The following is a 5,543-nucleotide window of genomic DNA, read 5'->3' on the forward strand; positions in this document are numbered from 1 at the left end:
TAGTAATGATGGCAAAGAGGTCACACCCGTTCCCATGCCGAACACGGAAGTTAAGCTCTTTAGCGCCGATGGTAGTTGGGGGCTTCCCCCTGTGAGAGTAGGACGTTGCTAGGCATATTAAGACACTACTGATTAACACAGTAGTGTCTTTTTTGCGTTAGGTATGTAATACCTTGTTCTTGAAATTCTTTTATATCATTCATATCAAGAAATGAAAAAACGAAATTATAATATATTAAAAATAAACATAGATAGTTATACTATGAAATATAAGAATATTTGAAATATTAGTGTATAATTTAAATTGTATTCCACATACGTATAAAATTTCTTAAAATAACAGGTAAGAAATTTTAAAGCTCTTATTTTTATGGTTAGAATTACTGTGATGATTTGTAAGGTTATTTTAATTTCCCTGTGGAAAGGAAAAAAATCATGTTAAGAATTAACAATAAAAATATTATTTCTTTTATTTTATTGATTTTTATTTCCGTCTTTACCATTGCTGGGTGTACTAATGAAAAAGGTAGTGATGTCCAACAGAATACCCCAAATAAAACGAAAAAGAATGTTAGTAGTACCAAACAACTTTAGATGGCAGCTTTACTCCACCAAACTTCCATATTGATAAATTTCAAGCTACGTTGGATAGGGAACTTGTTCACTATAAAATGATCTATAGAGTTAGCCCGACTCTTTATGATTTGTTAAAGGAAACTGATAGTAAATATTATATGGAGCTAATATTACCTAAAAGAGTTTCTGCTGTAGTGCATAAAAAGCGTACTGATTTAGTTTCTGCTCCAAAAATAAAATCGAATCATGCACTGAATTATAGTGTTGCATTTGAATTTAAGTTGACAAATTCTTTGTCTGCTAAAGGAAGAGAGAGTCTAGTGAAACATAAAAAGGGCTATGGGCTTTATATTTATAATCAAGACAAAGAACCCATCCATTATTTTGATGATATTGAACTGCTTTCTACAGTACCTTAAGGTTGAACAAATGTTACCAAATGATGGTTATAAACATAAGTAAAAGCTTTCGAATATTAAGAGCCAAGCTGTTTAAGCAGTTCGGTTTTTCTGTAAACTCTACTTCCATTGGTTTTAGAGGAGTAAGTAAAGGGATTTCCTAACAAGACTATCACTCATAATTTCTCTTTCTTAGCATATAATAAATGGACAGGTTAAAGGAGGATGGGGATGGAAGAGTGGATTGGTTATATGATGAATACATATGGTTATATAGGGATTCTTATACTTATTGCAGTAGAAAATATCTTTCCACCGATTCCCTCTGAAGTGATTTTAACATTTAGCGGCTTTCTTACAACTACATCTGATGTGACAATGACAGGCGTCATAATATTTTCTACAATCGGTTCTATGATTGGTGCTGTGATTCTGTATGGGATTGGAAGGCTCTTGGATGTGAAAAAGCTAGAGATCATTGTAGATAGATGGGGATATCTATTGCGACTTACACGCAAGGATATCAAAAAGGCGGATGAATGGTTTGCAAAGGTGGGGATATGGGCTGTACTAATAGGACGTGTTGTACCTATTGTTCGCAGCTTAATATCAATTCCTGCAGGCATGGCCAAAATGAATCTGGGCGTTTTTTTGTTATTTACTGCACTGGGATCACTCATCTGGAATAGTGTATTAGTTTATATTGGTGCAAGGGTGGGGTCTTCTTGGGGGGAAATTGTATCATATATAGATACATATTCGAATCTTGTTGTCCTTCTACTAAGCTTCCTGATTCTATTTTTTATTGTCCGCTTATTCTGGAGAAGGAGAAACGCTTAAACCTTCTTCAATATAGAAAGGCTTTCTATTTAAGAAAGCCTTTTTTTATATGTCATTATTTTAAGAAATAATCATACAGATTTTTAGCAAGTAAACAGCATGTGACCACTATAAATAAACCCCGTACATAGCTGGCACCTTGTTTTAAGGCAAAACGTGATCCTAAAATTGCACCGGCGATTTGTGCAAGCCCCATCGGTATGCCATAGGCGTAATTGACTTGGTGCAACCCCATAAACATTAAGAGGGCGGCAATATTGCTCCCAAAGTTTAAAAACCGGGCATTACCTGCAGCACTAAGAAAATCATATCCCACCATCAAGAAAGCAAATATAAGGAATGATCCTGTTCCTGGACCTAAAAAGCCATCATAAAATCCGCAAGCGAAAATAATAAGTGCAAATAATAATAGCTTAGATACTGATAATTTTTTGTATGTAGAAACACTACCCCAATTCTTTTTAAAGATGGTGTACACTGCAACAGCGGCAAGCATAAATAGCATGAGCGGCTTCAATAAATTAGGGTCTAATAAGTGGACTACCCAGGCGCCGAAAGCGGAGCCTATAAAAACAAGCGGAAAGAACTTCAAGACAGACTTCATTTCAATTTTACCTGAACGGTAAAAGGAAATGGTGCTAGTCAACGCCCCCATTGTACCAGCAAGTTTATTTGTTGCTACTGCCGCAGCGGGTGAGAGGCCTGCAAATAAGAGCGCAGGCAAACCGATTAAACCGCCGCCCCCAACCACTGAATCTATAAAGGCAGCTAAAAACCCAAAAAGAATTAGAATAATTAAAAGTGAAAAGTCCATCTCAATATGCATAAAAACCACCTTTTCTTTAGTAACTACTAAAATAGTAACTAAAATTGTTTCTGATGTAAATAGTACTTCTGAATTTGGTATGATGAGAGGAAGAGAAAGTGGGGTATCATATTGGATTTGTTAATCAAACAACTTAAAGCTATTGGATTCACAGAATATGAAGCAAAGTCATATGTATCTTTAGTGGAGCAAGGGACAGTTACTGCTTATCAGGTTAGTAAAAAATCGGGCATACCAAGGGCTAGAATTTATGATACATTGAAAGCTTTAGTGGAAAAAGGCGTAGTATTGAAGGAAGAGAAGACAGACGGCGCTCTTTATTCGCCTTTGCCTGTCGATGTATTTCTTGAAAAAGCACAGAATTCATTCCAAACCAATTTCCTTAGTATGAGCACTGCATTAAAGGAGTGCGAAAAAAAAGAAGAAAAAGGTGAAAGGCAGGTACTCACCTTAAAGGATAAATCAAGCATTATAAGCTACTGCAAAACGCTAATTAAAAAAGCTGAAAAAAGAATCGTTATTTCAATGTGGGATGATTTTTATCATGAACTAAAAGAAGAGTTAGAAAAAGTAGAATCAGAAGTGGAGATTAAAGGTCTCACATTGCATGTAGAAAATCCAGTAGGGAATGTAGATATACATCGCGTTACCCAATTCACTGAAGCACCTACAAGTAAAAAATGGTTTATCTTATCTATTGATGCGAAAAAGATGATTTACGGATCAGTTCTCGATGATAAGGAGCTAGCTTTCTATACAGACGATCCTGTTCATATTTATTTGCTAGAGGATTATGTATGGCATGACGTGTTAGTGAATCGCATAGTACGCAGGAACAAGGATGATATAGAGCAATGGATATCTAAGGAAAGAAAAAAATTTTTTAACGAAGAGTAGACTTCTACGACATACTAACAAAAAATTTACTTATAATTGCTAGAGTTGTAGAATAGTTATGATAGATAATTTTTAATACTCAGACAAAGGGGGCGTATGTATGAACAAGAGTAAAGTCGTGAGCTCTTTCATGGAAGCGGTTTCTGATATTAAAGAAGGTTCTACAATTATTGTGGGAGGGTTTGGTCTTTCGGGCATACCTGAATATTCGATTCAAGCTTTAAAAGAGCAAGGCACGAAGGATTTAACTATTGTTAGCAATAACTGCGGTGTTGATGATTGGGGATTGGGATTACTGTTGGCCAATCGTCAAATAAAGAAAATGATCTCATCGTATGTGGGAGAAAACAAAATTTTTGAACAGCAATATTTAAGTGGTGAATTAGAAGTAGAGTTAGTTCCTCAAGGGACACTTGCAGAGAGAATCCGTGCTGGAGGCGCAGGTATACCTGGATTTTATACTGCTACTGGAGTTGGTACACCGATTGCAGAGGGGAAAGAAACGAAAGAATTTGATGGGAAGACCTATTTACTTGAACGAGGCATAGTAGGGGACTTTGCTTTAGTGAAAGCTTGGAAAGCGGATACGCTTGGCAATTTGATTTTCCGAAAAACAGCTAGGAATTTTAACCCTATAGCAGCTATGGCAGGAAAAATAACTATTGCGGAGGTGGAAGAAATCGTAGAGCCTGGGGAACTTAATCCCGATGAAATTCACCTTCCTGGCATTTACGTGCAAAGACTTTTGTTGGGCACTCATTATGAAAAGCGTATTGAAAAACTTACCGTAGCAGGAGCAAAAGGATAAAGGAGGAGTGAAAGGGATGAAGGAAATACATCTTACAATTGTCAAAAGAGCGGTAAAAGAAATTGAAGATGGGATGAATGTCAATCTTGGGATTGGTATACCTACATTAATTGCTAATGAAATTCCCGCTGACTTTAATGTTTTGCTTCAATCAGAAAATGGTCTTCTCGGCATAGGCCCTTATCCAGTTGAGGGTAATGAAGATCCTGATCTGATTAATGCGGGCAAGGAAACCATCACTACAGTTCCGGGAGCTTCTTTTTTTGATAGTGCTGAATCATTTGCTATGATTCGTGGAGGTCATATAGATTTAGCCATTCTTGGTGGCATGGAAGTTTCAGAAAAGGGAGATTTGGCAAACTGGATGATTCCGGGGAAAATGGTTAAGGGTATGGGAGGCGCCATGGACCTTGTAAATGGAGCCAAGAAAGTAATTGTCGTAATGGAGCATGTAAATAAGCACGGCGATTCTAAAATAAAAAAAGAATGCACATTGCCGTTAACAGGTAAAGGTGTCGTAAATAAGCTGATAACAGATTTGGCTATATTTGAGTTTACTGCTGAGGGTATGGTGTTAGTAGAAGTGCAAGAGGGAGTAACAGTAGAAGAAATTCAAACTAAGACGGATGCGGATTTCTCTATCGCCCAGCATCTATTAGCTCAACAATAAAGAGTTAAAAATAGATCATCAAATGATGATCTATTTTTTGTTTGGACAATTTCTCGCTTTGTAATTTATAAGGTGAGATCAATATCTAGTTATTGCTTTATATAAACTAGTATAGTGTTTTCATCTCTTTTTATTTTTTTGTAAATTTTTTTCTAAAAGTAATTGACGTTTAAATTATATGGTGATATAGTAACTAAGTCGCTAAAAGATATTAAGAAAAGCAATGAATAATAACTTCATTGAAAAATATCTTTTAAAAAGTTGTTGACTAGATTATAAGTTTATGATAATATAATCAAGTCGCTAAAATAACAAGCGATAACATGAACCTTGAAAACTGAACAAGCAAGATGTTAATCATTTAAACTTACTAACAACTGTTAGTTTTAAAGTCATCATCTTAAAGATGATGCGCTAGTGAAATTTTGAGCAATCAAACACTTTTATGGAGAGTTTGATCCTGGCTCAGGACGAACGCTGGCGGCGTGCCTAATACATGCAAGTCGAGCGAATGACGAGGAGCTTGCT

Annotated in this window: 5 protein-coding genes and 2 rRNA genes; 6 read left to right on the top strand and 1 reads right to left on the bottom strand. The window is 36.0% G+C overall.

Annotated elements, in window-relative coordinates:
* Together rrf and F0527_RS16785 are read left to right on the top strand one after the other, a co-directional pair.
* Nucleotides 1–114, top strand: a 5S ribosomal RNA gene (gene rrf, locus F0527_RS16775); the annotation flags it as partial.
* A 1,091-nt stretch (nt 115–1,205) separates the two neighbouring features.
* Entirely contained in the window at nt 1,206–1,814 is a 609-nt protein-coding gene (locus tag F0527_RS16785) for a DedA family protein (RefSeq protein ID WP_150285694.1), read from the top strand.
* A 55-nt stretch (nt 1,815–1,869) separates the two neighbouring features.
* Here the strand turns inward: F0527_RS16785 and F0527_RS16790 are convergent, their stop codons facing one another.
* The gene (locus tag F0527_RS16790; protein WP_150285695.1) at nt 1,870–2,640 is read right to left on the bottom strand and encodes a TSUP family transporter; all 771 of its coding nucleotides are present in this window, start codon (nt 2,638–2,640) and stop codon (nt 1,870–1,872) included.
* 111 nt (nt 2,641–2,751) lie between these two features.
* Here F0527_RS16790 and F0527_RS16795 point away from each other — a divergent pair, with 111 nt between their 5' ends.
* From F0527_RS16795 to F0527_RS16810, 4 genes are all read left to right on the top strand, one after another.
* Nucleotides 2,752–3,537: a TrmB family transcriptional regulator gene (locus F0527_RS16795; RefSeq protein ID WP_150285696.1), complete on the top strand. Its 786-nt coding sequence runs from the start codon at nt 2,752–2,754 to the stop codon at nt 3,535–3,537.
* 100 nt (nt 3,538–3,637) lie between these two features.
* Nucleotides 3,638–4,345, top strand: a complete 708-nt coding sequence (locus tag F0527_RS16800; protein ID WP_147198317.1) for a CoA transferase subunit A — start codon at nt 3,638–3,640, stop codon at nt 4,343–4,345.
* A 16-nt stretch (nt 4,346–4,361) separates the two neighbouring features.
* Nucleotides 4,362–5,015, top strand: a complete 654-nt coding sequence (locus F0527_RS16805) for a 3-oxoacid CoA-transferase subunit B (RefSeq protein ID WP_066791436.1) — start codon at nt 4,362–4,364, stop codon at nt 5,013–5,015.
* 442 nt (nt 5,016–5,457) lie between these two features.
* Nucleotides 5,458–5,543 (top strand): 16S ribosomal RNA (locus F0527_RS16810); the annotation flags it as partial.

The sequence above is a fragment of the Rummeliibacillus sp. TYF-LIM-RU47 genome, from assembly GCF_008638315.1.
Lineage (GTDB): Bacteria > Bacillota > Bacilli > Bacillales_A > Planococcaceae > Rummeliibacillus > Rummeliibacillus stabekisii.

Excerpts from the sequence above, each read along its gene's own strand:
- F0527_RS16800 (WP_147198317.1), top strand. The coding sequence starts at position 3,638 with ATGAACAAGAGTAAAGTCGTGAGCTCTTTCATGGAAGCGGTTTCTGAT.
- F0527_RS16805 (WP_066791436.1), top strand. The coding sequence starts at position 4,362 with ATGAAGGAAATACATCTTACAATTGTCAAAAGAGCGGTAAAAGAAATT.
- F0527_RS16790 (WP_150285695.1), bottom strand. The coding sequence starts at position 2,640 with ATGCATATTGAGATGGACTTTTCACTTTTAATTATTCTAATTCTTTTT.
- F0527_RS16785 (WP_150285694.1), top strand. The coding sequence starts at position 1,206 with ATGGAAGAGTGGATTGGTTATATGATGAATACATATGGTTATATAGGG.